Consider the following 24,219-nt stretch of genomic DNA (forward strand, 5'->3'; position numbering starts at 1 on the left):
CTGGTGGCCTTTCTGATCAATGATGGTGCTAGAGAACTTACCGCGGGCCGTGCCCGGTGCCGCCGCTGCGCTGGACCAGCAGGTGCTCCAGGATCGGATCCAGGACGGCCAGCCCGTCTTTCACTCCGCCGGTGGACCCGGGCAACGTGATGACGAAGCTGTTACCGGAGAATCCTGCAACCCCGCGGGTAATGATGGACAGTGCGGTGGTCGCTTCTCCGCGCCGGCGGATGGCCTCGATGATTCCGGGCAGCTGGACATCCAGCAGCGGGGCAACCATTTCGGGGGACTGGTCATCGGGTGAGACCCCGGTCCCGCCGGTCACGATCACGACCTGCGCGTCATTGGCCAGCAGGTCGTCCACGGCAAAACGCACCGGCTGTCCGTCGGCCACCACCGTCGGCTCGCCAGTCTCGAAGCCGCGCTCGGACAGCCACCGGGTGATCAGCGGGCCGGTCTTGTCTTCGGCGGAGCCTGCTGCGGCGGTGGTCGAAGCGACCACCACGGCCGCCGTGCGGCTAGTCTCCACGAACCCAGTCACCGCTCTTGCCGCCGGACTTCGCCAAAACCTTCACCGAGCGGACCTCGGCGTGCTTGTCCACGGCCTTGACCATGTCGTAGAGGGTCAGGGCCGCAACGCTGGCCGCGGTCAATGCTTCCATCTCCACCCCGGTGACGCCCTTGGTGGTGACCTGGGCGGTGACGCGCACGGCGGATTCCTCGGCGGTGAAATCGATGGACACCTTGGAAATCGGCAGCGGGTGGCACAGCGGAATCAGTTCCCAGGTGCGCTTGGCCGCCATGATGCCAGCGACCCTTGCGGTGCCCAACGCCTCGCCCTTGGGCAACTGCCCGGTCATCAGCATCGGGACAACATCCGGGCGGGTGGCGAAGATGGCTTCTGCGGTGGCCACGCGCTTGGTGACGGCCTTGTCGCTGACATCGACCATATGGGCGCTGCCGTCTTCGCGCAGGTGGGTGAGTTTCTCAGACATTCATGCTCCAAGTTTCGATGCTTTGGCCGGCAGCCAACTGGCTGACGCCTACCGGAATATGCACCAGCGCATCGGCGCGGGCCAGATCGTGGACCAGGTGGGATCCCGGATCCAGGATGGTGACCTGGCCATCGCGGATCAGCGCTCGGCGCACCTGGTGCTTGTGCTCGGGGGAACTGGCATCGGCTGCCAGCGGGTAGTGCCTGGGCAAGGGCTCTGGCAGGGCATTGAGCTGTCGCAGCAGCGGGGCCAGGAACAGTTCTGCCGATAGCAGGGCACTGACCGGGTTGCCCGGGAAACACAGTACCGCTGCCTTGGCCAGTCGGGCGAAGCCTTGCGGGCCGCCGGGCTGGATGGCCACATGATGGAAAACCCCGCCTAGCGGCGACAGCGCTTGGCGGACCACCTCATAGGCTCCAGCGCTGATGCCGCCCACGGTCACGATCAGGTCAACCTGTTCCTGCAAGGCATCGATGGCCAGGGCGAAGCGCTGCGGATCATCGGGCAGCTGCAAGGTGCGCACCTGCACCTGGTAGCGGCGCAGCCAGGCTGCGAGCATAGGGGAATTCGAGTCCGGGATCTGGCCCTGGGATCGCTGCCCATCGCTGAGCTCATCACCGGTAGTGCACACGGCCACCTTCAAGGCCCGGCGCACCGGTATTTCACGCAGCCCGCTGGAAACCAGTGCGGCAATCATGGTCGGGGTCAGCCGGGTTCCGGCCTTGGCCACCAAAGCGCCGGTTTCGAGATCAACACCGGCGGGGCGGATGAAGCGGCCCACGGCGCTGGGGGCCGAGAATTCCGCGTGGCCGCTGGGGGTGCCAAAGCCGGCACGAACCAATTCCGGGAAAGCGCCAGAGCCGCTTTCCTCGATGGGGATGACAGTGTCAGCACCCAGCGGGATCATCGCACCGGTCATCACCGGACTGATTGTGCCTTCAGCCAGGGGTATTTGCCGGTCGCCGGCGGCAGCGGTGAAACCCAATGGCAAAGAGATGGGGGAGTTAGGCGAGGCTGTTGCCAAGTCCGCACTGCGCGCAGCGTAGCCATCCATCTGCGAGTTGGTGAACGCAGGGATGGGCAAAAGGGCGTACTGGTCCTCGCTGAGGATTCGATCGCTGGCCTCAGGGCTATCGACGGGCAGCACTTCTCTGTCCAGACAGGCGAAGACCGGGGACAGCAGCTCTTCAAGTTCCGTGCGATGGCTTTCCAGAGTGCAGGACATGGACTATCCGCCTGCGAACGGCGGCAGGACATCCACGGTCAGATCGTCGGCAGTGCCCAGCTCGCCGGCATCGCGGCGCACCACGCCGTTGATCAGGAAACTTCCGGCGCGCAAAACCTGGGCCATTTCAGGTCCGTAGGAATCGATCAGTTCGCTACGCAGCCCGGCGAGTGTATCGGGGCGTTCCCAGCTCTCCTGCTCGCAGCCCGCTGCTGCCGCCGCGGCAGCGAAGTAGCGTATCGTAATCTTCGACATGACTTCATGCTATCGCGCCTAGGCGATAAGGAGCACGATGAAAAGCGAACGCGATTTTCCCGCGCTTGTGGCCCCCGGGCCGCCACTGAGCGGCGAACAGGCTGCACGAGCTGCACGCCAACTCTCGTTGCCCGGATTTGATGACACTGCGCAGCGCAGGCTGGCTGCCGCCCGGGTACTGGTTATCGGCGCGGGCGGACTAGGCAGCGCCAGCGTCCCGTATCTGGTCGGAGCGGGAGTAGGCACCATCGGCATCGTGGATGATGACGTGGTGGAGCTATCCAACCTGCACCGCCAAGTCACGCACACCACCGCTAATATCGGCTTGGCCAAGACCGCTTCCCTGGCGCAGGCCGCCACGGCGCTGGACCCCAATGTGAAGATTATCGAGCACAACCTGCGCCTGGATTCATCGAACGCGCTTCAGATCTTTGCGAATTATGACCTCGTCATCGATGGCAGCGACAACTTCCCGACGCGGTACCTGTCCAATGACGCCGCGCAGCTCACGGGCATCCCGCTAATCTGGGGATCGATCCTGCAGCATCATGGACAAGTTTCCGTGGCCTGGCATGAGCACGGCCCGGGTTACCGCGACCTGTTCCCGGTCCCGCCTGCCCCGGGCACCGTGCCGGATTGCGCCGCCGGGGGCGTGCTGCCCGGATTGTGCGGAACCGTCGGTTCGCTGCTGGCTACTGAAGCCTTGAAGCTGATCGCCGGAATCGGTGCCCCGCTGGTGGGAAAGGTGCTGATCTACGATGCGCTGGCTGCCAGCACCCGCACCCTCGAATTCTCCCGGGACCCCCGAGGCGCTGAAGTCACCGAGCTGATCGATTATGTGCTTTTTTGCTCGGGAACGCTGCCTGAAGCTGAAGGCATCGGCGCCGAGGCGCTCGCCGAAGCCCTAACTGGTGGTGCAGCACCTGTCTTGTTGGATGTGCGCAATGATGACGAACGCGCACAACAGCACATCGCCGGTGCCTTGCATCTGCCCCTTCCTGAGCTGGAAGCAGCTGTTGAATCCGGCACAGATCTGAAGCAGATCCCGGCACAGGTAACGGTCTACTGCGCACGCGGTCCTCGCTCGCAACGCGCGGCCGCCTTGCTCGCTGGCCGGGGCATCAAAACAAACTATCTTGAAGGCGGGCTTCCCGCACTGGCCGCGGTGGCGCCGCAACTACTGGCCGAACCCGCAACAACCGAAGGAACCCGCTCATGAGCTACGCGTTGATCACCGAGGAACCAATCGATGAGGCCACAGTCCGCGATGCCGTGCAGTCTGATACCGCCGGTGCTGTGGTGCTTTTCCACGGAATCATTCGCAACCACGATGGTGGGCAGTCGGTGAATTCCCTGGACTACTCGCATCACCCGCAGGCGCAGGACTTCCTGGAGAAGATCATCGCCGAGGAAGAAGAGCGCACGGGCTTGAAGCTTTCGGCTGTGCATCGTGTGGGTCCGCTGAAGATTGGTGATGCCGCTTTGGTGGCTGCCTCGGCAGCAGCGCACCGCAAGGAAGCCTTCGATGCCATTGAGAACCTGGTTGAACGCATCAAAGCCGAAGTTCCGATCTGGAAGAAGCAACACTTCACTTCCGGCAGCTCCGAGTGGGTTGGACTGTAGGCCGGACCTACCTAGCGAATACGTCTAGTGAGGAACGGAAGTTACGTTTTGACTGAGTATCGTCCCGGCTCAGGGAGCAGGACCGATTACAAGGAAGTGATGCCGGGAGACGTCCCTCGCGGTGAATTCCTGTTGTCCAGGCTTCAACAACAATGTTTGCCGCTTCCGGACGTGGATTCATCGATCTCGACGATGCAACGAGCTCTGGGGTATTCGACGCGGAAGATGCTTTCCAATCAAGATTTACGCAACTTGGCTCTCGACTACCTGCTGGTGCTTCGCGGCGTTGAGCTCGGCAGGGCCAGTCAAAACTCGGCGATTTCGAATGTCGCGAGTGCGGTCGTTGCCCTGTGGAGTGGGCCGGCAATTGAACAGTCAATAGACGACGTCTTGTTGGCGATTCATGCGTATTTTTGGCTTGAAAATACCAATGCTGTTGCATTGTTAGAATCTCTGGAACGTTAGATCCGTTTGGACTAAAGGCTTGCTTCGCGAGTTTTCGGTCTGTTTGGCAGACACAGATAATTTGAATTCCGATAGTCTTTCGGCATGACGCTTCAACCCGACACCATCGCGACCATCCGACAATCCTGGGCATCGATCCTCGGTGTTTCGGTAGAAGCATTGGCACGAGGAGAAGATCGCGTTTATCGCGAGAAGAACGATAGCGCCGTGCTTATGTTCGTATCATTCTTTGGCACCGGGATTTTGGTCGGCCCCTCGTGGGCAATAGAAGCTGGTCGAGAGCTACCCGACTCGGAACTAGCCAGCCACGAGAAACTTTTAGAACTCAGTGCTCCTTATGGTGGGCGGGCTCTCGGGGAAGCGAAGCTGTACTTTAGTGATTCAGCGCCAATGGTGTCTGGCTCCAACGCCAAGGTAAGTCATGCGCGAGTGCACGCTGTTGATCTTGAAACAGCCTGCCCAGCCGAAGACGCTGCAGAAGTCGGCTTGAGCGAGATGGAGAATACCTTTATCTTGCTCAGCGATTCTGAGCACCAGCCGCGACCTTTGGCAGGTGCTGGTTATGACGTGTGGGAAGAAAAACTGGCCCACCTTGGCGCGCTCGTATCACCTGCCAGTCGGCGCAGTGGACTCGGTTCTCAAGCTGTCGGCATTGCTCAAAAGCATGCAATGGATGCCGGGCTGATTCTTCAGTGGCGCGCGCACGTTGATAATGCCGCGTCAATCAGAACGGCGCTGCGCGCTGGGTTTGAGTATGTGGGGACCCAAACCACCGTAATTCTCGAGAATTAGCGCGCAGCTCCGAAGTTCAGCTGGCGGTTCGCTTAAAAGCGATCGCTGCCAGGGCTACAGCTTGATCTGAGAGCACCGACTCATCAAAGACCACCCGTGGTGAGTGATTCCACTCGGCCTCCTCGGCGGTCATTTCCGGTGGAGTGGTCAGCAATGCGATGAACGTGCCGGGTACTTCGTCGAGCACAAACGCGAAATCCTCCGAGCCCATCATTGGCGAAGGCATTACAGCCACGCGCTGTTCACCATAGATTTCGCGCATCGTTGTCAGCGCCGCCTCCGTCTCGGCGGGATCGTTCACGGTCACCGGGTAGAGCGTTTCAAAGCTCACATCAGCAGTGAGTTCATGGGCTGCCGCCACACCGTTGATGACTCGTGGCAGTCCTTCTTCCAGGACAGCCAGCGATTCATGAGACATGGTGCGGATAGTGGCCGCCAGCTCGACGCTCTCCGGGATGACGTTGATTGCACCGTCTCCGGTGGACAGCCGGGTGATCGAGAGTACCACCGGGTCGAAGGCATTGAATCGTCGAGTCACGAAGCTTTGCAAGGCCAGGACGAGTTCGGCCGCGGCAGGAACTGGATCCAGGGTCTGGTGAGGCTGCGAACCGTGTCCACCGCGCCCTTTCAGCTTCACTGTCAGCTGGTTCGAGCCAGCAGCTACTGGACCACCTCGTGTTGCGAAGACTCCTCGTGGGCCGGGTCCCACATGGATCGCGTAGGCAGCAACTGGAGGGTCTCCGGCTGCGGCGAGTAGTCCCTCTTCAAGCATGATCTTCGCTCCGCCGTGGCCTTCTTCGCCTGGCTGGAACATGAAGATGACCGAGCCATGTAGTTCACTTTGATGAGCCGACAGCACCTTGGCTGCGCCCACCAGTCCCGCGGTATGCAGGTCGTGGCCGCAGGCGTGCATATTGCCGTTGGCAGAGGCGAAGTCCAGATTGGTCGCTTCGAGAATCGGCAAAGCGTCCATATCGCCGCGGAGCAGGACTGTCGGGCCGGGCAGTTCTCCGCGAAGCACTGCAGTGACCGAACTGGTGCGGGTGCCGGTAGTGATTTCCAGCGGCAACCCCTCAAGCGCGTCGAGCACCTTCTGCTGAGTGCGGGGCAGATTAAGTCCGAGCTCGGGGTCCGCATGCAACTCACGGCGCAGTTTAATCAGATCGGGAAGTATGGTTTGTGCATCAGCGGTAAAGTCGGCAATGGACATGAATCAGCCTTTCGTAGGCGTCGTCGACAGACGGGCGGAGAGCCTCAGGGTACGTAGAGATGACTATGCCGATGATTCAAACTTTAAGTAATTACTAATCAAAGCATTTACTCCGAACGATTTGAATGTTGTTAGCACGCGAGTGACTATACGCCTCGCGGTTGTGTCGCCGTCAAGCTCTCAAGACGCTTTTTGTTGCATCTCACAACTTTCGCAATCAGGAGCCGAGATTCTCCGTCCAAGAATCGAGTAGGTCTCGCAGTTCTGCCGGGTGGACGTCGCTGACTTTGGCCAAGGGTGAAATGATGTGAAGTTTTTCTAGAAGCCAATGCGGTACTTTTAGTGGAACCTCTCGCTTGATCAGCGTGAACGTCGCGAAAACTATCGCTGTTTACTTCTGTGATGCCGCATTCAATTATGGGGCGGTTACGGGGGCATAAGGCTCGGTGAGCCGCACGAAGAACACTGCGTTAAAGAATCATTATTCGTATTTCTCGATGATGTTCGTTGAGTGTAGAGCCAAGACAGTACTTGAGATTCAATTTGAATGGTGTCGGGGGCGGGGCAGGCTCAACGAAGAATTAGCGCCGCCGGCATGCCTGCTCGTCCACGTTTTGCAGTTAACTTCTTATTGCAAATTAGAGGTGTCAATGTCCAAAAAGGCTCTTTGCATTACTGAGTAGTGCGCATAGGGAGTTAAAGATGGAAACGGACCGGTAACCTAATCTTCTCGTTCGGTAACGGGTAGTGTCGATCAGGTTGATGCATTGGTTATGGATACCGAGACCTGGGGGTGCCCCTATGTTCTGTGTCAAGCTATTTTCAACTCCGGAACATCATAGAGTGAGCCATCCCGGAGCATCGCAAACAGGACCGTGAGCCGTCGGTGGGCCAAAGCGATGAGCGCTTGGTTATGGCGTTTACCTTGAGCTCGTTTCCGGTCATAATAGTTCCGGCTGGTCGGATCAAAGCGGATGGACGCGAACGCCGAGAGGAACAGTGCTCGTTTCAAGCGCTTGTTCCCTGAATGGCTGACGCGCTTAGACTTGATAGACGTTCCCGACTGGCGCGTGGTCGGAGCCAATCCGGTGTAGGAGGACAGTGCGGCGGCGCTGGTGAAGGTCTTGCCGGAGGTCTCGGCGATGATGATCGCAGCGGTCCTGACGGAAACCCCTGGCATGGATGTCAGGACCGGGTAAAGAGTGTGGGCCTCCACCATGGTTTCCAAGTGCGTGGCCACGTCTACGTGTTGGGCATGCAACGAGACCAGCTGCCGGGCGAGGTGAGGGATCGCCAGCCCCGCGGCCTCAGTGCCGACCACGATGACGCTCTGCTCCTCCAAAGCGTCAATGATGGTTGAAGCCCAGGCGGTGTGCCGGCGAGCACTATATTTCTTCAACTTCGCATCGATCCGCACTTTGCCAGCATGCTTCAGTTGCGCTGGAGTGGGCCAGATAGCGAGGACTTCAAGGACGGCGTCGTGTTCCAGCCACGGGCCGAGGATACGTTCGAGTGGCGGGTGGATTTGGGTGAATAGCCCGCGGATCCTGTTGCTGGTTTGGGTGATCTGCCTGGCTAGATCCAGATCAAATTCGGTGAGCATGCCCAGGGTGGCTTCATCCTCATCAGAGACCTGGATGCTGCGCAGCGTGTGCGTCATGGTGCGGGCCGCGTCCGCGATGATGAACGAGTCTTTTTCGTCGGTTTTCGCCGTGCCAGGATACCTATCTGCGATACGCCGCATCGATAATCCGGGCAGATAGGCCACCGGAATACCGAGGTGCTGGGCGACGGCAACAGCGAGGGCTCCGATGGTAGCTGGCTGATCCACGACGACCAGGACGGTGCCTTTGGCACTGAGATTCTGGTAGACCGAGACGAGTTTGGCTTCGTCGTTGGGCAGGGTCTTGTTCCATATTTTGGTGCCGTCCTTGGTGACGGCGCAGGCCCAGTGGTCGGTTTTCCCTACGTCCAGGCCGAGGAAAATATCGATATCCGCGGTGATCATGACTAGTGCTCCTTTGAACTAGTTCTTGTTCAAGGTCGACCAACCGTCGGTAGCGAAGTCTTACATCCACGTTATGACAGGCGTCCAGTGTCTTGGCGCCGCGCCCCTAATCAGCAATCACCACGCTGCCATCCCAATCTCGGTGGCAACACCCCCTATGATCATTGGTTAGATAGAGGCAAGACACCATGCCGAGATTGGTCGGCCGACAGTCCCTATGATCCTCTTTTTAGGGACTATCAAAAAGATAACGGGGCATGGCTTCATGCGGACCGCTCGCGGGCTGATGCGGAATGCAATAGCATTTCCAGCCATCAGTGAATCTACTTAGGCGTTCCCTTGGGGTCGTACTGGGAGGGGATTTCGTCTTCGGATGCTGACTAGATTCGGGTAAGGCGGCGATCCTTTATTCGTAGATCAATGGGCTTTAAGAGTGACTACCAGGTTATTTTCGTCAAGCGGGTTCCTGTAGATTGAGGTGAACTTGTGAATGGAAAACCATAAGGTTATGGCTGCAATAATGCTGCTAAGGAAGCCCGCGGCGAGGATTTCATCATTATTTTGAGTGAGAACCGGAAAGCCGGAGAAACAAGCAACCGCGAAAGAAGCCAACAAGATCCCAGCAGTGGCAAGGGCAAGACACTTCTTTACATGTTTAAATAGTCTTACTTCGAAGAGTGCCGGGTCGTAAAATTCTTCGACTTTGAATCCGATCTTGGTCTTTGTGCGGTGAACCTGAAGGGTCAATAGTTTTTGCAATGTAGCAAAAATTCCAAATGTGGCCGCAAGAGCGTAGACGCCTGTAAATGCCACCAACTGCCCCTCCGCTGACACTGGACTAAGTATGAATCCTTTGAAAAGAACGCTTGTTGCGAATAGCCATAGAGTTAGAAAGCAAAGAGAACCAACTGGTAGAGCGAACTTCCATCCAGGGACTCGCTCAACGGCGTAAACCAGCGACAAGGCATTCTGGTAGTGATCGGATATCGTCTCATCTTCCTCGGATCGCAAGGAGGCGGTTTTTTCGATCTGGTCTCCCCAGAAATCGGCCGCTTTCCGTGCCCTGGCGGCCGCCGTGAACTGTGCTGCTGTTACGAATAGACCAACAAGAGCAACTGTTGTCGTGATAATCTCTGTCAATTTATCTCCTGTCTTGGAGTCATTATGCACAATTGAAACTAGAGGATGAAATTTTTGACGAGCGATCACCCATAATTTGGTCAAACGGGCCGATGGTCTTTGGATACGTTTCAAGAAGGTGCCCGTTGCGAGCTTTGTCAAATAATGAGTATCTATGGTCGGACCTGTTTGCGGGGGAGATGACCCGGAGGAGTTACTAGTCCCAGTTTTGCCGTTGATCGGTATCAAGTTTCAAAGGCTCCATTCGATTTAGCTCGGATTGGCCAACGTAGTGGATGTTGAACGATTGTGACCGTTCGTGCAGATTAGCTGTGTAGTCATTTGAAGCCCCCGGAAATCATTGCAGCCGGTGTTGATTTTTTGAGTGACGTGTTTGTGACCGTCTATTATCGGCGCTCGTCTCGTTGGAATTCGAGAGAGAGCGCGCAAGTTCCGCCGGATTGCGTGTCCAGTGGATCAATAAGATATCTGGAGACTTGCTTTCGGATTCATTGGGTTTTCTTCCACGTTCGAACACTGACCGGGTGCATCATCCACGCGAATGTCATAGTTCGGGAGGGGATATAACTACGATTTCATGAGCGTAAGGGCTAACGGCCTGCGTGCGTTGTACAGAGATCCTCCGGAGCTTGGTTTTAGCGACAGGGCTCTGACGAAAGGTTCGCTATCCACGAATCGAGTAGCTCTCGCAGTTCTGTCGGCTGAACAGCGCTGACTTTGGCCTGACTCATCGCCAGCCCGAACGCGGCCCAGTTAAGGTTCATATTCTCGGTGCTCACCAGGCTGTTGCCGTCGTCGATTTCTTCGATCTGGAACCAGCGGCCGATCAGCGGCTCCAGTTGTTCTGCGCTGGCATGCACCCGCGCACTCACATCTGGTTGTCCGCTGCCACGCAGTCCAGCACGAACGAAGCTTGATGCATCGCCACCTGGCACCTGTCGGGGTGTGTAGCGCAAGGCCCTGGGTGTTGGGTTCTGTGCGCGGTCCACGCGGAAGCTGCGCCAATCATCGCGGTCCAGATCAAAAGCCACGAGATAGTAGCGGTTGCCAACATTCACCAACTGGACCGGTTCTACCCGGCGTGAAGTTGCTGCTCCCTTGGCATCCTTGTAGTCGAAAGCGATTCGTTCATGATCACGGCAGGCTTGGGCGAAGGCCACTAATACTGCCGGATCCACGGGATCCGAGGCGGAAGACTGGGAATTGAGCGGGATGGTGCTCGCGGTCAAGGCCTGTGCCCGTTTACGCAGCCTGGCCGGCAGCACGGGTACCACTTTCCCCAATGCTCGCAGCGCCGCTTCAGCCAGAGCGGAGGACCCGCCATGCACGGTGGATTGCAGCGACGCCACCAGTGCCACCGCTTCCTCATCGTCGAGCACCAGGGGAGGCAACGCGGTGCCGGAGGCTAACTGATAACCACCTCCCACACCGCGATCGGCCTGCACTGGGTAGCCCAAGTCACGCAACCGGTCGATGTCCCGGCGAACGGTGCGCAGGCTGACGTCAAGGCGTTCTGCGAGCTCGTCTCCGGACCAATAGCGATGGGTCTGCAGTAGCGAGAGTAAGCGCAAGAATCTGGTACTGGTACTCATACGATAAGTCTGCCTTGATTTAGGACAAAAACTGGCACGTTTCACTTCTATTCTGGTTACTACCAGCTGGAAATACCGGCTGCAGCTTATGCCAGGAGGCAATCATGAGCACCATGGCCATCACCAACACCAAGCTCACCGGAGAACGCGCCGACCTGTTCCAGACCCTGGCCAACGCGAGGCATTTTTTGCGTTTTACGGTCCAAGGCTTGAGCGATGAGCAGGCGGAGCAGCGAACCACCGTGAGCGAGCTGACCCTCGGCGGGTTGATCAAACATGTCAGCGCAGTCGAAAAACAGTGGCAGGAATTCATGGTCAAAGGCCGGGCAGCCATGGCGTGGGACGGTGCGGATTTCAGCCAGATGCCACCCGAAGCGATCGAAGCATTCCATAACGAATTCCATATGCAGCCAGGAGATACTCTCGACGCGGTGCTGGAAAACTACGCTTTGATTGCCGACCGCACCGATGCGCTGCTGGCTGAGCTGGATCTGGACACCGTGCACGAGTTGCCTTCGGCCCCATGGTTTGTCGATATCCACTGGTCGGTGCGCCGCACCTTGCTGCACATCATCGCCGAGACCACCCAGCATTCAGGGCATGCGGACATCATCCGCGAATCCCTGGATGGGCAGAAGACCATGGGATAACAACAGGCGGCAATCAAACTTCTAGACAAAGTCACCGTACGGTGACATCATTTGAATATGAAAACCCCATCGTTCACTGTCGGAAGCCTGGCGGATAAGATCCGGACCCAACGTGGTTTCCTAGGGCTGACCCAAGCTGCCTTGGCAAATTCGGTAGGGGTTTCGCGTAAGTTCATCGTTGACTTGGAAGCAGGGAAAGAAACGGTGGCTCTGGGATTAGTGCTTAGGGTTCTGAAGAGACTTGGGTTTGAGGAGCCTGGGCTACGCATTATTAATGACAGGGGCGCTGAAATAGCTGAGGACTTCCGACAGACCCTGGAAGCCAAAAATTTCGAGTTCGCACTGCGTCTCATCAGTGAATATTCGACTGAATCTCTTGAAGCCGGGCGTCCACTCTTGGCACAGTCGCCTGAATTGGAGGACTCGCAATACCAAGTGGCTCTGGCGGCCATAACTAAGTGGATTGCGGGCCAGACCAATACGCCAGTCCCGCAGTGGACCTCGGACATTGTGCGACCAACGGAACCCGTGTTCCTCTCGGAAAAGTTGTATCCGGTAGGGGAGAAGATGAAGGAGCTAATTCGCGCTGAGACGCCTCCAGCACTTCAAGAACTGAATGTGTGGATTCGACAACGGAGCTTGGGAACAGCATGAGTAGAACGGGCTTGGGAAGAAACAGAGTCGTTGACCTGCTCGCAGAACTCGAACGGCGCCTGAACGAACAGGGACTCAACGTGAGAATTAGAGTCGTCGGGGGCTCGGCTATGCTTCTTCACGGCCTGATTGATCGTGCTACGGAAGATATCGATGCTTACTACTCGCATCGGACAGAAGTCGAAAAAATCATAGAGGCGATGGCGGCCGAACACGGTTTGCCTAAAAAGTGGTTGAACTCTAGTGCAGCCGCTTTCATCCCCGACAATGCCTCTTGGGCTCCCGCGCCGGACTCTATTCTTTCCGCAGTCGAAGTTGCTGATTTGCCGACTTTGACCGCCATGAAGCTGGCGGCGGAGCGCGACAAAGACATTCTTGATTTAGGGCACCTGGTCAACGCTTTAAGACTCAGCGACACCAGCGAATTACTTGAACTCGCCTATGACAAGTATGGAGAAGACTCAATTCCTTTGTCTGGGAGTCGGCAAAATTATGAGATTGTCGCAGAAGAGGCCATAACCGTCGCACGGCGTCTAAGAAGCAACAAGAACCCCTAGCCCCCGATGTAGGACATTTCGATGCGCTTGCGGTTGCCCGGGGTCAGCGCCGCACGCAGCTCGGAATAATTGTCATCGCGCTTGCGCCAATGCCCGGTCAGCGCCTTGGCAAGATCCTCGTCGCTGATCCCGTCGCGCATCAGCTGGCGCAGGTCATAGCCCGAGCCGGCAAACAGGCAGGTGTACAGCTGGCCTTCGGCCGAGACCCGGGCGCGCGAGCAATTGCCGCAGAAGGCATTGGTGACGCTGGATATCACGCCGATCTCCCCGGCTCCGTCCTGGTAGCGCCACCGGTTGGCCGTTTCACCCGGTTCGGTTTTGGTCACCGGTTCCAGCGCCCAGCGCTTATTGACCATGGCCACGACCTCGGAGGAGGGCAGCACCTCATCCAGCTTCCAGCCGTTGGTGGTGCCCACATCCATGTATTCGATGAAGCGCAGGATCGCCCCAGTGCCGCGGAAGTGCTCGGCCAGCGACAGGATCTCCGAGTCATTGACCCCGCGCTTGACCACGGTATTGATCTTCACCGGGCCCAGGCCCACTTCACGGGCCACGTCGATGGCGTGCAGTACCCGGGAGACCGGGAAGTCCACGTCGTTGATGGCCTTGAACTTCTCGTCATCCAAGGAATCCAGGGAGATGGTCACGCGGTTCATCCCGGCTTCCTTCAACGCAGGTGCGAGCACCGGTAGCGCCGACCCGTTGGTGGTCATTGCCAGATCCACCGGCTGGCCCTCGGGGGTGCGCAGCTTGGCGAGCATGCCCACCAGGTCCACGATGCCGCGGCGCAGCAGCGGCTCGCCGCCGGTCAACCGCAGCTTGGTGACCCCCAGCGAAACGCTGACGCGGGCCAGCCGCTCGATCTCCTCGAAGCTGAGCAGCTCGGAGCGCTCGCGGAAAACGAAGTCGCGGCCGAAGATCTCCTTGGGCATGCAGTAGACGCAGCGGAAATTGCAGCGGTCTGTCACCGAAATCCGCAGGTCATGCAGGGGCCGTCCACGGGCATCGCCCAGGGTGCCGGCCGCTTGTGCTTTCATACACTCCACAGTAGCCCCCGGCACCGTTGCGTGGAAGACGGTTAACCTGAAAGTAACAAATCAAGTACGCAAAATGGATCGGCTCCGGTTGGCTCGACGGTAGCATTGGCACCAGCCCCCGATTTCAAGGAGATCCCATGCAGCACCGCCCGTTTCCACGGTTCCGAGCCCTTGCCGGGCTCGCGGCGGCCGTGCTGGCTTTGGCGGGCTGTTCGGCCAGCGGCTCTTCCGATCAGGCCGCGTCCGAACCCATCACCATCTCCGCGGCAGCCTCCTTGCAGAGCGCCTTCGAACAGATCTCCGAGGAGTTCACCGCAGAACATCCGGAGGTGCAGATTGCCAGCATCTCCTATGACGGCTCTTCGACCCTGGCCACGCAGATCCTTGAAGGCTCAAACGTGGATGTCTTCGCCTCGGCAGATGAACGCAACATGCTGGAGGTGACCGAGGCCGGGTTCGGCCACGAGCCGGTGATCTTCGCCAGCAACACCATGGTGATCGCGGTGCCGCAGGAGAACCCGGCGGATATCGATTCGCTGGAAGACCTTGCCGGGGCCACCACGGTGCTGTGCGCGCAGCAGGTGCCGTGCGGCTCGGCCTCACACCAGCTGCTCCAGGCCCAGGGCGTCGAAGTGGTCCCAGCCAGCGAGGAGCAGAATGTCACCGCGGTGCTGCAGAAGGTGGCCGCCGGCGAAGCGGATGCCGGACTGGTCTACGCCACCGATGTGCTGGGTGACGAAAACGTCGCCGCGATCGTTCCGGAAGGAGCCGACGAGGTAGTGAACACCTATCCGATCGCCACGCTGGGCGAGAACCCCGGCGCACAGGGCTTCGTGGACTTCGTGATCAGCGAGCGCGGCCAGCAAATCCTGGCAGAGCACGGTTTCGGCACCGGGGCTGCGCAGGCCAATGGCTAGCGATACCGGGGTGCGGGTTCCCGGCTTCGTCATTGCCCCGGCCTTGCTGGGCGTGGGATTGCTGGTGCTGCCGCTGCTGGCGCTTCTCACCCGTGCCAGCTGGTCCACGCTGGTGGCCGATGCCACCAGCCCTCAAGCCCTCTCGGCGCTCTGGCTGAGCTTGCGCACCGGGGTGGCGGCCACCGCCCTGTGCGTGCTGCTCGGCGTGCCGCTGGCGGTGCTGATGGCGCGCAGCTCGGCCCGGGTGGCCCAGCTATTGCGGGCCTTGATCGCCGTCCCGCTGGTGCTTCCGCCCATGGTCGGCGGCGTGGCCCTGCTCTTCCTCTTCGGGCGCACCAGCCCCATCGGACAATTCATCGATTCCATGTGGGGGATTACCCTGCCTTTTTCCACCGCCGCGGTGGTCATTGCCCAGAGCTTCGTGGCTCTGCCCTTCCTGGTGCTCTCCGTGGAAGGATCGCTGCGTGCCGCCGGCGCCGGGTACGAACAGGCCGCCGCCACCCTGGGCGCCGGGCGCTGGATGGTGCTCACCCGCATCACCTTGCCGCTGGCCGCTCCGGGCCTGGTGGCCGGGGTGATCCTGTGCTTCGCGCGGGCCATCGGCGAATTCGGGGCCACCGCGCTGTTCGCCGGCAATGCGCCGGGGGTTACCCAGACCATGCCGCTGGCCATCTACACCGCGTTCAACGGGGCCGGAACCGGACGCGACTCGGCAGTAGCCCTATCGATCCTGCTTCTGGCCACCGCGGTAGTGGTGCTGCTGCTAGTGCGCGCCTGGCGTCCGGGAGCCTTGAAATGACATTGAAGGTTGCGCTGCGCGTGCCGCGTACCGGATTCGACGTAGACGTCGAATTCCAGGTGCCTGCCGGAAGCACGCTGGCGATGATGGGTCCCAGCGGCTCGGGCAAGTCCACCATTGTGCATGCGATTGCCGGGATCCAGAAGATTGCCGAGGGGCGCATCGAGCTTTCCGGTTCCCTGCTGGCCGACGCGAAGCAGCACCGCCCGCCGCACCTGCGCGAGGTAGGCCTGCTGGGCCAAGACCCGCACCTGTTCCCGCACCTGGATGCGCTGAAGAATATCGCCTTTGGCGCCCGGGCCGGGGGACTGGACAAGGCTGCCGCCAAGGCCGTGGCCGCCGAATGGATCGGGCGGCTGGGACTGGAAGAAATCGCCACCCACCGGCCCGAGGCCCTCTCCGGCGGGCAGCGCCAACGCATTGCGCTGGCCCGGGCCTTGGCCGCCCAGCCCAAGATCCTGCTGATCGACGAGCCCTTCGCCTCGCTGGATGTCGAAGCCGCCATGGACATGCGCGCATTGGTGCGCGAAGAGCTGGAACGCACCGCCACCAGCGCCATCGTCGTCTCGCATTCGGCCGCCGACACCTTGGCGCTCGCCGATGACCTGCTGGTGCTGGAACGGGGAAACATCATTGCGCAGGGAACCGTCGAGCAGGTCTTCGCCGATCCGGCCAACCGTTTTGTGCGCGCAGTGGTGGCTACCTTGCCAGCGCAGCACCCCAGGAGCATCCAGGGAGAGCAGCCATGAGTACCGTCAATGAACCCGTGGAACTTGAAGTGCACCGCGCGCGGCTGCTGTCGCAGGTCGTGCCGTTGGCCCCGCAGCAGATCGAGGTGGCAGGCGGTTTCGCCCTCCTGCACGGCGCGGTGCTGGCCGAGGATGCCACCTCCACGCACCCGTTGCCGCTGTGGGACAACTCGGCGATGGACGGCTATGCGGTGCGCTCCGAGGATACCGCTGAGGCGCCAATTGCCCTGGAAGTCGTCGGCGAAGTGCCCGCGGGCAGCGGCTGGGACCCGAAGCTGGAACCGGGCCAGTGCGTGAAGATCATGACCGGTGCTCCGATCCCGACGGATGCCGATGCCGTGGTGCGCATCGAGGATACTTCAGCCGCTGCAGATGGCTGGGATGCCGCCACCGTGCAGATCCATGGACCGGTGCCAGCAGGCAAGGACATCCGCCGCAGCGGCGAGGACAAGGCCGCCGGTGACCTGGTGGCCTATGCCGGCGAGCAGCTCACCGCGGCCCGTCTTTCCGCCTTGGCGGCAGCCGGTGCCAGCAAGCTGTCGGTGCGCACACAGCCCAAGGTGGCCGTGCTGGTCACCGGGGCGGAATTGCTATCGCCCGGGAAAACGCTGTCGCGCGGGCAAATCCCGGAAACCAATTCGCTGCTCATGGCAGGGCTCCTGGCTGAATCCGGCATCCAGGCAGCTACCGTGGTGCACTGCGTGGATGACACTCAAGCGGTCCGCGAACAGCTGGACCTGCTTGGAGCAACCCATGATGTCGTCCTGAGCACCGGGGGAGTTGGTCCCGGTGCCTATGATGTGATGCGCCAAGTGCTGGAAGCAGAACCTGAGGTGCAGGCAACCCGGGTGAAGATCCGCCCCGGGCAGCCGCAGTGCGCAGGCCGCTTGGAGGGCGGCGCGATGGTCTTCGCCCTGCCGGGCAACCCGGTCAGCGCGGCGGTCAGCTTCGAGCTGTTCGTGCGCCCCTGCCTGCGGGCCATGCAAGGCCACCGCGAGGTGCTGCGCCCAACTTTGCGCGCCATCGCCGCGGTGGGATGGAAAGCCGCAGCCGGACGCATGCAGGTCATCCCGGTAGTCTTCGAGCATGGGGAACAACTGCGGTGCGCCCCGGCGGTCCAAGCCAGCAGCATTTCCCATTCGGTGGGCGGCTTCGGCGCCGCCCAAGGCTACGCGCTGGTCCCGCCTGGCATCGAGCGGGTCAACCCGGGCGATGCGGTCGAAGTGCTGAGGATGATTCCATGAACACGCTGGAGCTCGCCGGCTTCGATGCCCTGGTACTGGCTGGCGGCAGGGGGACCCGACTCGGTGGCGACGGCAAAGCCGAAATTGAGCTGCACGGCAAGCGCCTGGTTGACCGCGTGGTCACCGCGGCCCGCAAGACCGGCGCACGACGGGTAGTGGTGGTCGGCCCGGAATCCACTGGTACCAAGGCTGACGCTGTCATCCGGGAAGACCCGCCATTTGCCGGTCCGTTGGCGGGAATCGCCGCCGGGCTTGCCGAGCTTGCCGCCAGCGGCAATGGGGAATGGACCATGGTGCTGGCCTGCGACCTGCAACGGCCGGTTGCCGTGGCCAGCGCATTAATCGGTGGCTTTGGACAACGTGCAGATGACGGCCTGTTGCTGGTTGACGCTGAAGGCCATGCCCAGTGGCTGGCAGGAATCTATCGCACCTCGGCACTGGGTTCGGTCTGCGCAGAGCTGGGCGAGAACCTGGTCAATGCCCCGGTGCGCCGAGCCTTGAATCAGCTGCAGCTGGCGCGGGTGCCGGTGGATGATGAAACCAGCAGTGATATTGATACCCCGCAGGCGTTGGAAAGCGCCCGCCAAAATCGAAGGAAAGCCATGGCACAGCATCTACCGCCAGAAGCACTGAATGATTGGCTGGAAGCAGCCGCCAAGGAATTGGGCTTGGACTCCAGCGAAGTGGATATCGCTACCGTGCTTGATGTTGCCAAGCATGTAGCTCACGAGGTGGCCCGACCAGCGGCACCCCTGAGCACCTTCCTGCTCGGCCTCGCCATGGGCAGCGGCAAGGGAGACTTGTCCGGGCTGTCGGAGCAGTTGGTTTCTCGTGCCCACCGCTGGGCCGATGAGCATCCTGAAGGAACAGCGTAAGCCATGAATCCCTTGAGACCGCAGTGCAATACCAGTGAAATTGTGCGCAAGGTTGGAGCGAATTGAAGAGTGGCCCTTTTCGATTTGTTGCCGGACTGACCGCTAATTGCAGATCCTGGGAGTGCTTCGAGGCGTGCGCCTTTTCACCGAGCCCTGACTTAGGCAGGAAATCAAGGAAGCTTCGTTAATTTGAATACCGGGGATTCAGTAATCGCCCGATTCCTGGTCGCGATTGTCTCGCAGGACGAGCAGACGACCAGAATGCGCCATTTGCTTGCAGGGGCGCTAGTGGACTTTCGGCAACGCTTCCTCCGCGTGGAGGCGAGTCCGGTCGGCAATCTTGATGATCCGGTCAATCACGGTGCGTGTGCTCACCCGAGTCCGTGCTTCGGGCCTGGTCAAGATGTCGATATGGCGGCCGAGGGAGAGGTCTGCCAGGGGACGCAGCACTACGTGCTCGCGGAAATATGGGGTCAGCCCCGTATATCGAGGCAGCAACCCAAGCATGCGGGTTTCGGCGATGATCGCCGCCACCAGGTTGAACTCATTGACGCGATGCGCGATCTGAATCGGGTTTCCGGCACTGGCAAACATCGCTTGGACCAGCAACGGTTCCAGTGCGAATCCCTCGTGTGCTGCGACCCAGGTTTCGCCCACCAAATCGGCCAAGCGCACCGTTTCCTGCTGAGCTAACGGGTGTTCCCGGTGGAGTGCCACGTCGATCGGCTCTTGTAGGACGGGCGTGACGTGCACCCTGTTGCCCGGCCATGCAGCTGAGGCCAGCGGGCGGTGGGCGATGACCAGATCATGGTTCCCGACCAGATCGACGAACCCGTTGATAGACACGTCTTCGTCCCGGCAATGCACCATGGGGCCGTCTGGATCGCTCAGGCTGCTGGCGATGAGCGGCGGAAACCAGGCCAGTCCGGCACTGTGGAAAGCGGTGACCGAAACGGGCTCTTGACGTGCCAGCAGGTATTCGGAGACGGAATTCTCTGCGCGTGCGAGAGACTCCAGTACTTCTCCGCCGGCGTCGGCCAACCGCTCCCCAGCGGGGGTGAGCACCAGCACGCGGCCGCGCGGCTCGGTCAGGGCAACTGGCATCCCGCGTTGCAGCGCTGCAAGCTGCTGGGATACGGCAGACGGCGAAAGGTGCAGAGCCTGGGCTACTGCAGTTACCGAGCCCCGGTCCCTGAGCTCGCGCAGGGTTCGCAGGTGATGCACTTCCATGAAGCTTAGCTTACGGGATAGTGAAGACACTGGCCGTTGTTCTGCATGGTTTGCCTTCCTAAAGTGAAAGCATGCCAGAAAATCCCCGTGCGACCCATCGCTTTCTTCCCGATATAATCCTGATGATCATCGCAATCATGTGGGGCGGGAGCTACCTGGCAACCCAAGATCTCGCGATGGCCTCGTCTGCTGCCGCGGTGATGTGCGCCCGTTTCCTGCCCGCAGCGGCAATCTTGCTCTGCGTGAATCTCGCCCGCTCCAACATGCGGCTCCGGGACTCGACTTTGCCCGGAGTCCTGCTCGGGACCATGCGAGCGGCGACTATCGCTTTGGAAACCATTGGTGTCACGCTCACAAGTGCTACCAATGCCGGACTTATCATAGCCCTTTCCATTCTCTTCACCCCGTTGCTCGAATCCGCACTCACGAGAAGACGGCTTTCCCCGTCTCTGGTCTCCAGTGTTCTTCTTGCACTGGTCGGAATCACGCTGCTCGTGGGTGGGCAGGGATTTTCCGGGGCCAATCTGGGTGATGGCCTGATGCTCCTTGCGGCGGTAACCCGGGCCCTGCTCGGTGTTGCCGAGGCACGGTTTACCATTGGCAGGAACGCTGATGTGCTGGGACTAACCACGGTCGAGATAGTGTTCGGAGCTGCGATCTTCGCCGCGTGGGGCGGCAATTCGTTGCTGGAGCATCTTCCGGGTTTCAGCATCGAAAATTGGCTCACCATCGCCTATCTGTGCCTGGGCTGCACCATCTTCGCTTTTCTCGGGCAGCTGTGGGCCACTAAGCACACCTCGGCGTCACGTGCGGGCATGCTTCTTGGCACAGAACCAGGATGGGCACTGCTGGCAGGAGTGCTCCTGGCCTCAGATCCGATAGGCGCACTCGGATATGCGGGCGCCGCTGTACTCCTGGGGGCCACGTGGTGGGGTGCGCGTGCTGAACAACGCTGGCGCGGAAGCGGCCCAACGGCCAAGGAAGGCTTGGCACCGGTGATTGGGCCAGCTGACGGCAACTGACCCGGCAAGGCGATATCCATCCTGTCCCGGGAGCTGCGAATGCTGCACATACGGGATGTACTCCTATTCGTATTCTGCGTTTGCGCGTGCAACCTGTAGCCGCCGTTACGGGGGAAACCACGGCTCTCCTTGGACCTGCACCCGAGGCCGGACTGAATAATGGCGTAATGTCCCCACCTTTCGATCTTGCAAGTAGCCGGATTTCCCTGAAACCGTCCTGCGAACGTCACCTTGATGCTCGGGCTTGTTACCTAGGCGTCAGAGCGAGCGGTCACTGCTGTGCACCGTCCTGCAGCGGCCTATTTTCCTGTTTCCATCGCGGCATTAGACTCGGCTCATGCCAATTGATAAAAGTGACCGCGGCGCGCTGCTGCGCGAATATCTCAACGATGCCCGCGAAGCCATCTTGTGGAAATGCGAAGGCCTGAGCGATGCCCAAGCGCGAACGCCCATGACCTCGACAGGTACCCACGCCATGGGGCTGCTGCTTCACCTGGCCGTCACCGAATCCGGGTATTTCATCGAATGCCTGGGCCGCGAAATTCAGAATCCGATTATCCGGAGCATCTCCGATTCCGATGACGCGCAAGCAGACTTCCTCCCGCCACCGGGGATGACTCTGAATGATGCAGTCATGTTCTACAAGGAAGCGATTGCCGCAGCCGATGGAGTGCTTGACGAGCTGGAGCTGGGTTCACCGGCTGTAGTGCCATGGTGGGGAAAGCATCGGCACACCACGGTGGAACGGCTCCTGGTGCATATGATCGCAGAGTCGCACCGGCATGCCGGGCACTTGGATATCGTCCGGGAGCAGCTGGACGGTTTCGTCGGTCTACGGCCATCGGCACCTAACTTGCCAGAGCTCACTGCCGACCAGTGGGAAGAACAACGCTTGCAGATGAAAAAGCTAGCCGAGAACGCCTAGTTCTTCCGGCGTGTTGATTCTGTCGTCCGGCAGGCTTGCGGCGGAGATCCCCGAACCAGAACCCTGCTGGACATTTTGAAATAAGGGACCTGTGACTCCCCGGCACTTCAGTTCGTCGATTGAGCGGCTGCAATGGTGGGGAACCACGTGCAGCTCAAACCCAACATCGACCTAGCGCTAGCGGCAATGCCCGATGCCGAATGCATGGCTCCTGGCGCGAAACCGATGAGGAACGGACTGTGCTCCCGGCCAGGCCAGCCGCTGCTGTTGGTATTATCAAGCAATGCCGAGCGTGATAGAACAAGCAGTTTGCTACGTCGTCCAAGACGATCACCTGCTGGTCTTCACGCATTTGCAGCACCCTATGCGTGTCACCGGAGTCCAAGTGCCGGCTGGAACCCTCCAGCCGGGTGAAACCCCCGGTCGAGCGGCCGTACGTGAGCTCTTCGAGGAGACTGGAATAGAAGGCTTCGTTACACGAGACCTTGGAACGATGGCCTATGACTTACGGCCCATGAGAGACGAAATTGCTAACCGGCACTTCTTCGAACTCAGTGTTCCCCGGCAAGATCTTTCACGGCGTTGGATAGCCGGTGAACAAGATCCCTCGCATGGCGGCACACCCGAGTCCTGGGAATGCTGGTGGCTACCACTGGCACAGGCGCACGTCCTGGCAGCCGGGCTCGGTGCCATGCTCGGGAAACTCAGCGACGAGTCGAACCCTGTCCTCAGCTGAGCAGGAACGCCGCATCGTCATCGGTATGATCTATCCATGAACAGTTCCATGGACGAATCCGAGTCCCGCACGGTCCGAATGTTTCCGGACCATGCGGATACAGTTTTATGGTTTCCAGACCCGGTTCCCTATGACGCGGCAGGGCTGTCGCCCGAACTGGCAGCCGATCTTGCCGGATGGGAAGAGCTCTTCTATGAAGGCCTGGACCGTGACTACGAATGGAACTCAGCGGAGCTCGGTCGCGAGTTCTATGCCCAAGGATTACTGCTGGCACAGCGTGTAGCCGATGAACTCGGCAACAAGTTCATCATCGATTTGAGCGCTCAAGACGATGACTGCCCTGCGCGCAGCTTCCAGGCGAGCGGTACAGCTCAGAATCCGCAGGCTGCCGAAGCTTTCGAGGCTTTTGTCGTGGAAAACAACCGGTTCCAAGCGGACGTTGCCGAAGCCCGGGAAAGGGCTCTGCGTGGGGAGCATCCTGGTTGGTACGCCTATGCGCCGCTGTCGCAAACGGTGTTTGATCCGCAAAATCCCGAGCGCAAGTAGCCCTCAGGCTGTCCCGAGCCAGCTTGATCTGTACGGGTGGATTCTCGGCTGCAGCCCGAATGCGTGACGCGCATTGGGGTGCAGGCCGGGAATCTTCAGACGGTTGCGGCACGGCGACGGGCGACTGCGAAGAACACGAGGGTTGCCACCGAGCAGACCACGATTGCCACGATGCTGGCTTCGGGTCCAAAGGCTCCTCCGGACAGCCAGTCCGGTCCGCTGATCACTGCGGTGACCAGCGAATCGCGCGCCTCGGATCCCGAGGTGACCGAGCCGAAAAGGCCGGTGGTCGCGAAGTTCCAGCCGAAGTGCACGCCGATCGCCAGCCAAAGCGATCCGGTGGCAAGGTAGGCGGCGCCGAGCATGATTCCAGCTTCGATCATGATGGCGAAGGCACCCCACAGCGACGCGTCCGGATTCACCAGGTGGACGAGCCCGAAGAGGATTGACGAGACGCTCAGCGCCACCGTGGTACCCCAACGGCCACGCAGCAGGCGGAAGACCACGCCGCGGAAGAACACTTCCTCCGACACCGCAACCGCGCACATCATTCCGGCGACGGCCAGCATTCCGGAAACGGAGCCCCAGCCGGTGATCGTGTACGCGCCGAAGAGGGCAAGGAGGCCCACTGTGGCCCCGGACATCAGCACCCCGAGCCCCGTTCCGACCAGCACATGGCGGACGGCGTTGCGCCTCGGGAATTCTTCTGCCTTACGGCGTTCGACTCGTTGTCCCGCAATGCTGAACAGGCCGATCATTGCCACGGCCAGGATGGGTCCGATGATCAAGGCTGCCACCGGATTGCGCGGCCACGCGGCCAGGGCATTGGCCATCAGCATTGCGATGGCCATTCCAGTGACCATCAGGGTTGTGGAGATCCAGGTTTTATGCCTGAGGGAGGGCGATTTCTGCGTAGCTTCTGTCATTCTTGCTCCTTGTTCGCTACCCGATAGTGGGTGTGAACAAGACGCTA

General features: G+C 60.2%; 27 protein-coding genes. 16 read left to right on the forward strand and 11 right to left on the reverse strand.

Translation table 11 applies throughout. The features are described from left to right. Positions 1-37: 37 nt before the first annotated feature. The 4 genes from M2368_RS12700 to M2368_RS12715 are packed head-to-tail and all read right to left on the reverse strand — an operon-like array spanning position 38 to position 2,475. Positions 38-529, reverse strand: coding sequence for a MogA/MoaB family molybdenum cofactor biosynthesis protein (locus tag M2368_RS12700; protein WP_133834409.1), 492 nt, complete (start codon positions 527-529; stop codon positions 38-40). Continuing rightward, positions 519-995, reverse strand: coding sequence for a cyclic pyranopterin monophosphate synthase MoaC (moaC, locus tag M2368_RS12705; RefSeq protein ID WP_332487502.1), 477 nt, complete (start codon positions 993-995; stop codon positions 519-521). The genes M2368_RS12700 and moaC overlap by 11 nt, the downstream gene beginning before the upstream one ends. Next, the gene (locus M2368_RS12710) at positions 988-2,220 is read right to left on the reverse strand and encodes a molybdopterin molybdotransferase MoeA (protein WP_426735622.1); all 1,233 of its coding nucleotides are present in this window, start codon (positions 2,218-2,220) and stop codon (positions 988-990) included. Before M2368_RS12710 ends, moaC begins: the two co-directional genes overlap by 8 nt. 3 nt (positions 2,221-2,223) lie before the next feature. Beyond that, on the reverse strand, positions 2,224-2,475 hold the full coding sequence (locus M2368_RS12715) for a MoaD/ThiS family protein (protein WP_133834412.1): 252 nt from the start codon (positions 2,473-2,475) through the stop codon (positions 2,224-2,226). 37 nt (positions 2,476-2,512) lie between these two features. On the opposite strand from M2368_RS12715, the gene M2368_RS12720 reads away from it, so the two are divergent. From M2368_RS12720 to M2368_RS12735, 4 genes are all read left to right on the forward strand, one after another. Continuing rightward, complete coding sequence (locus tag M2368_RS12720; protein WP_133834413.1) at positions 2,513-3,694, forward strand: ThiF family adenylyltransferase; 1,182 nt, start codon at positions 2,513-2,515, stop codon at positions 3,692-3,694. Continuing rightward, positions 3,691-4,098: a molybdenum cofactor biosynthesis protein MoaE gene (locus M2368_RS12725; RefSeq protein ID WP_133834414.1), complete on the forward strand. Its 408-nt coding sequence runs from the start codon at positions 3,691-3,693 to the stop codon at positions 4,096-4,098. Before M2368_RS12720 ends, M2368_RS12725 begins: the two co-directional genes overlap by 4 nt. Before the next feature lie 48 nt (positions 4,099-4,146). Continuing rightward, positions 4,147-4,563, forward strand: a complete 417-nt coding sequence (locus M2368_RS12730) for a hypothetical protein (protein ID WP_133834415.1) — start codon at positions 4,147-4,149, stop codon at positions 4,561-4,563. Positions 4,564-4,647: 84 nt separating this feature from the next. Further along, positions 4,648-5,355: a GNAT family N-acetyltransferase gene (locus tag M2368_RS12735; RefSeq protein WP_133834416.1), complete on the forward strand. Its 708-nt coding sequence runs from the start codon at positions 4,648-4,650 to the stop codon at positions 5,353-5,355. Positions 5,356-5,371: 16 nt separating this feature from the next. Here the strand turns inward: M2368_RS12735 and M2368_RS12740 are convergent, their stop codons facing one another. The 4 genes from M2368_RS12740 to M2368_RS12755 form a co-directional block, all read right to left on the reverse strand. Next, positions 5,372-6,565: a M20 metallopeptidase family protein gene (locus tag M2368_RS12740; protein WP_426735618.1), complete on the reverse strand. Its 1,194-nt coding sequence runs from the start codon at positions 6,563-6,565 to the stop codon at positions 5,372-5,374. Positions 6,566-7,376: 811 nt separating this feature from the next. Then, positions 7,377-8,573 carry an IS110 family RNA-guided transposase gene (locus M2368_RS12745; protein ID WP_498724549.1) on the reverse strand — a complete coding sequence of 399 codons (1,197 nt, stop codon included), beginning with the start codon at positions 8,571-8,573 and terminating at the stop codon, positions 7,377-7,379. A gap of 417 nt (positions 8,574-8,990) precedes the next feature. Beyond that, positions 8,991-9,854, reverse strand: a complete 864-nt coding sequence (locus M2368_RS12750; RefSeq protein ID WP_133835080.1) for a hypothetical protein — start codon at positions 9,852-9,854, stop codon at positions 8,991-8,993. A 494-nt stretch (positions 9,855-10,348) separates the two neighbouring features. Further along, positions 10,349-11,305, reverse strand: coding sequence for a helix-turn-helix transcriptional regulator (locus M2368_RS12755; RefSeq protein ID WP_332595200.1), 957 nt, complete (start codon positions 11,303-11,305; stop codon positions 10,349-10,351). Positions 11,306-11,409: 104 nt separating this feature from the next. Here M2368_RS12755 and M2368_RS12760 point away from each other — a divergent pair, with 104 nt between their 5' ends. The 3 genes from M2368_RS12760 to M2368_RS12770 are packed head-to-tail and all read left to right on the forward strand — an operon-like array spanning position 11,410 to position 13,166. Next, positions 11,410-11,955: a DinB family protein gene (locus M2368_RS12760; RefSeq protein WP_166650882.1), complete on the forward strand. Its 546-nt coding sequence runs from the start codon at positions 11,410-11,412 to the stop codon at positions 11,953-11,955. 57 nt (positions 11,956-12,012) lie between these two features. Continuing rightward, complete coding sequence (locus M2368_RS12765) at positions 12,013-12,609, forward strand: helix-turn-helix domain-containing protein (protein ID WP_133835082.1); 597 nt, start codon at positions 12,013-12,015, stop codon at positions 12,607-12,609. Next, positions 12,606-13,166 carry a DUF6036 family nucleotidyltransferase gene (locus M2368_RS12770; RefSeq protein ID WP_133835083.1) on the forward strand — a complete coding sequence of 187 codons (561 nt, stop codon included), beginning with the start codon at positions 12,606-12,608 and terminating at the stop codon, positions 13,164-13,166. The genes M2368_RS12765 and M2368_RS12770 overlap by 4 nt, the downstream gene beginning before the upstream one ends. Here M2368_RS12770 and moaA read toward each other — a convergent pair. Beyond that, positions 13,163-14,203, reverse strand: coding sequence for a GTP 3',8-cyclase MoaA (moaA, locus tag M2368_RS12775; protein WP_426735607.1), 1,041 nt, complete (start codon positions 14,201-14,203; stop codon positions 13,163-13,165). The two genes, M2368_RS12770 and moaA, sit on opposite strands and share 4 nt — an antisense overlap. Before the next feature lie 137 nt (positions 14,204-14,340). Between moaA and modA the strand changes: the two genes are divergently transcribed. Genes modA through M2368_RS12800 form a run of 5 tightly spaced genes read left to right on the forward strand, consistent with a single transcriptional unit; the run spans position 14,341 to position 18,787 of the window. Beyond that, positions 14,341-15,120, forward strand: a complete 780-nt coding sequence (gene modA / locus M2368_RS12780) for a molybdate ABC transporter substrate-binding protein (protein WP_426735605.1) — start codon at positions 14,341-14,343, stop codon at positions 15,118-15,120. After that, positions 15,113-15,919 (forward strand): ABC transporter permease, encoded by an 807-nt coding sequence (locus tag M2368_RS12785; RefSeq protein ID WP_426735604.1) that lies wholly within the window; start codon positions 15,113-15,115, stop codon positions 15,917-15,919. The genes modA and M2368_RS12785 overlap by 8 nt, the downstream gene beginning before the upstream one ends. Continuing rightward, entirely contained in the window at positions 15,916-16,668 is a 753-nt protein-coding gene (locus tag M2368_RS12790) for an ATP-binding cassette domain-containing protein (RefSeq protein ID WP_426735602.1), read from the forward strand. Before M2368_RS12785 ends, M2368_RS12790 begins: the two co-directional genes overlap by 4 nt. Then, positions 16,665-17,912 carry a molybdopterin molybdotransferase MoeA gene (locus M2368_RS12795; protein ID WP_332489268.1) on the forward strand — a complete coding sequence of 416 codons (1,248 nt, stop codon included), beginning with the start codon at positions 16,665-16,667 and terminating at the stop codon, positions 17,910-17,912. The genes M2368_RS12790 and M2368_RS12795 overlap by 4 nt, the downstream gene beginning before the upstream one ends. Continuing rightward, positions 17,909-18,787: an NTP transferase domain-containing protein gene (locus M2368_RS12800; RefSeq protein ID WP_332489269.1), complete on the forward strand. Its 879-nt coding sequence runs from the start codon at positions 17,909-17,911 to the stop codon at positions 18,785-18,787. Before M2368_RS12795 ends, M2368_RS12800 begins: the two co-directional genes overlap by 4 nt. Positions 18,788-19,072: 285 nt before the next feature. Here M2368_RS12800 and M2368_RS12805 read toward each other — a convergent pair whose 3' ends face one another. After that, the gene (locus M2368_RS12805) at positions 19,073-20,017 is read right to left on the reverse strand and encodes a LysR family transcriptional regulator (protein WP_332489270.1); all 945 of its coding nucleotides are present in this window, start codon (positions 20,015-20,017) and stop codon (positions 19,073-19,075) included. 71 nt (positions 20,018-20,088) lie between these two features. Between M2368_RS12805 and M2368_RS12810 the strand changes: the two genes are divergently transcribed. The 4 genes from M2368_RS12810 (at position 20,089) to M2368_RS12825 (ending at position 23,246) form a co-directional block, all read left to right on the forward strand. Next, the gene (locus M2368_RS12810; protein WP_332489271.1) at positions 20,089-21,039 is read left to right on the forward strand and encodes a DMT family transporter; all 951 of its coding nucleotides are present in this window, start codon (positions 20,089-20,091) and stop codon (positions 21,037-21,039) included. Positions 21,040-21,376: 337 nt separating this feature from the next. Beyond that, positions 21,377-21,964 carry a DinB family protein gene (locus M2368_RS12815; protein ID WP_332489272.1) on the forward strand — a complete coding sequence of 196 codons (588 nt, stop codon included), beginning with the start codon at positions 21,377-21,379 and terminating at the stop codon, positions 21,962-21,964. A 283-nt stretch (positions 21,965-22,247) separates the two neighbouring features. Next, positions 22,248-22,700 (forward strand): NUDIX domain-containing protein, encoded by a 453-nt coding sequence (locus M2368_RS12820; RefSeq protein ID WP_332489273.1) that lies wholly within the window; start codon positions 22,248-22,250, stop codon positions 22,698-22,700. Positions 22,701-22,736: 36 nt separating this feature from the next. After that, a complete protein-coding gene (locus M2368_RS12825; protein ID WP_332595197.1) occupies positions 22,737-23,246 on the forward strand; it encodes an immunity protein CdiI family protein in 510 nt (169 codons plus the stop codon). Between the two features lie 95 nt (positions 23,247-23,341). Here M2368_RS12825 and M2368_RS12830 read toward each other — a convergent pair whose 3' ends face one another. Continuing rightward, the gene (locus M2368_RS12830; RefSeq protein WP_332595196.1) at positions 23,342-24,172 is read right to left on the reverse strand and encodes a CPBP family intramembrane glutamic endopeptidase; all 831 of its coding nucleotides are present in this window, start codon (positions 24,170-24,172) and stop codon (positions 23,342-23,344) included. Between the last annotated feature and the right edge of the window lie 47 nt (positions 24,173-24,219).

Source organism: Arthrobacter sp. JUb119 (assembly GCF_024807995.1).
Lineage (GTDB): Bacteria > Actinomycetota > Actinomycetes > Actinomycetales > Micrococcaceae > Glutamicibacter.

Coding starts and splice junctions, on each gene's coding strand:
- M2368_RS12805 (WP_332489270.1), bottom strand. CDS start 20,017: ATGGAAGTGCATCACCTGCGAACCCTGCGCGAGCTCAGGGACCGGGGC.
- modA (WP_426735605.1), top strand. CDS start 14,341: ATGCAGCACCGCCCGTTTCCACGGTTCCGAGCCCTTGCCGGGCTCGCG.
- M2368_RS12720 (WP_133834413.1), top strand. CDS start 2,513: ATGAAAAGCGAACGCGATTTTCCCGCGCTTGTGGCCCCCGGGCCGCCA.
- M2368_RS12740 (WP_426735618.1), bottom strand. CDS start 6,565: ATGTCCATTGCCGACTTTACCGCTGATGCACAAACCATACTTCCCGAT.
- M2368_RS12820 (WP_332489273.1), top strand. CDS start 22,248: ATGCCGAGCGTGATAGAACAAGCAGTTTGCTACGTCGTCCAAGACGAT.
- M2368_RS12745 (WP_498724549.1), bottom strand. CDS start 8,573: ATGATCACCGCGGATATCGATATTTTCCTCGGCCTGGACGTAGGGAAA.
- M2368_RS12760 (WP_166650882.1), top strand. CDS start 11,410: ATGAGCACCATGGCCATCACCAACACCAAGCTCACCGGAGAACGCGCC.
- M2368_RS12735 (WP_133834416.1), top strand. CDS start 4,648: ATGACGCTTCAACCCGACACCATCGCGACCATCCGACAATCCTGGGCA.
- M2368_RS12830 (WP_332595196.1), bottom strand. CDS start 24,172: ATGACAGAAGCTACGCAGAAATCGCCCTCCCTCAGGCATAAAACCTGG.
- moaA (WP_426735607.1), bottom strand. CDS start 14,203: ATGAAAGCACAAGCGGCCGGCACCCTGGGCGATGCCCGTGGACGGCCC.
- M2368_RS12770 (WP_133835083.1), top strand. CDS start 12,606: ATGAGTAGAACGGGCTTGGGAAGAAACAGAGTCGTTGACCTGCTCGCA.
- M2368_RS12785 (WP_426735604.1), top strand. CDS start 15,113: ATGGCTAGCGATACCGGGGTGCGGGTTCCCGGCTTCGTCATTGCCCCG.
- M2368_RS12725 (WP_133834414.1), top strand. CDS start 3,691: ATGAGCTACGCGTTGATCACCGAGGAACCAATCGATGAGGCCACAGTC.
- M2368_RS12825 (WP_332595197.1), top strand. CDS start 22,737: ATGAACAGTTCCATGGACGAATCCGAGTCCCGCACGGTCCGAATGTTT.
- M2368_RS12800 (WP_332489269.1), top strand. CDS start 17,909: ATGAACACGCTGGAGCTCGCCGGCTTCGATGCCCTGGTACTGGCTGGC.
- M2368_RS12765 (WP_133835082.1), top strand. CDS start 12,013: ATGAAAACCCCATCGTTCACTGTCGGAAGCCTGGCGGATAAGATCCGG.
- M2368_RS12810 (WP_332489271.1), top strand. CDS start 20,089: ATGCCAGAAAATCCCCGTGCGACCCATCGCTTTCTTCCCGATATAATC.
- M2368_RS12790 (WP_426735602.1), top strand. CDS start 15,916: ATGACATTGAAGGTTGCGCTGCGCGTGCCGCGTACCGGATTCGACGTA.
- M2368_RS12715 (WP_133834412.1), bottom strand. CDS start 2,475: ATGTCGAAGATTACGATACGCTACTTCGCTGCCGCGGCGGCAGCAGCG.
- M2368_RS12755 (WP_332595200.1), bottom strand. CDS start 11,305: ATGAGTACCAGTACCAGATTCTTGCGCTTACTCTCGCTACTGCAGACC.
- M2368_RS12795 (WP_332489268.1), top strand. CDS start 16,665: ATGAGTACCGTCAATGAACCCGTGGAACTTGAAGTGCACCGCGCGCGG.
- M2368_RS12710 (WP_426735622.1), bottom strand. CDS start 2,220: ATGTCCTGCACTCTGGAAAGCCATCGCACGGAACTTGAAGAGCTGCTG.
- moaC (WP_332487502.1), bottom strand. CDS start 995: ATGTCTGAGAAACTCACCCACCTGCGCGAAGACGGCAGCGCCCATATG.
- M2368_RS12815 (WP_332489272.1), top strand. CDS start 21,377: ATGCCAATTGATAAAAGTGACCGCGGCGCGCTGCTGCGCGAATATCTC.